Here is a 653-nt window from a genome sequence, read left to right on the forward strand (position 1 = left end):
AAACACCGGCGTTCACTGCAGGACGGATCCCGGAGTTGAACATGGCGGATTCCAGGAAGATCTGACCGTCGGTGATGGAAATCACGTTGGTCGGAACGAACGCGGAAACGTCGCCAGCCTGAGTTTCAATGATTGGCAGAGCGGTCAAGGAACCGGTCTTGCCAGTCACGGCACCGTTAGTAAACTTCTCTACGTACTCTTCCGAAACGCGGGATGCGCGCTCCAGCAGACGGGAGTGGAGATAGAACACGTCGCCTGGGTAGGCTTCACGGCCTGGTGGACGGCGCAGCAGCAGGGAAATCTGGCGGTAAGCCACTGCTTGCTTGGACAGATCGTCGTAAACGATCAGCGCGTCTTCACCGCGGTCGCGGAAATATTCGCCCATGGTGCAACCGGAGTACGGTGCCAGGAATTGCAGTGCAGCCGATTCCGAAGCACTGGCAGCTACGACGATGGTGTTAGCCAAGGCGCCGTTTTCTTCCAGCTTGCGAACCACGTTGGCGATGGTCGATTGTTTCTGACCGATAGCTACGTAGACGCAGAAGATGCCGCTGTTTTTCTGGTTGATGATCGCGTCGATCGCCAGAGCGGTTTTACCGATCTGACGGTCACCGATGATAAGCTCACGCTGGCCACCGCCGACAGGGATAATT

1 pseudogene is annotated in these 653 nt (G+C 56.8%); it reads right to left on the reverse strand.

Annotated features, from left to right (window positions below):
• Positions 1–653, reverse strand: a pseudogene (locus ACIPIN_RS28975) (F0F1 ATP synthase subunit alpha); the annotation flags it as partial.

This window comes from Pseudomonas sp. NPDC087697, assembly GCF_044743155.1.
GTDB lineage: Bacteria > Pseudomonadota > Gammaproteobacteria > Pseudomonadales > Pseudomonadaceae > Aquipseudomonas.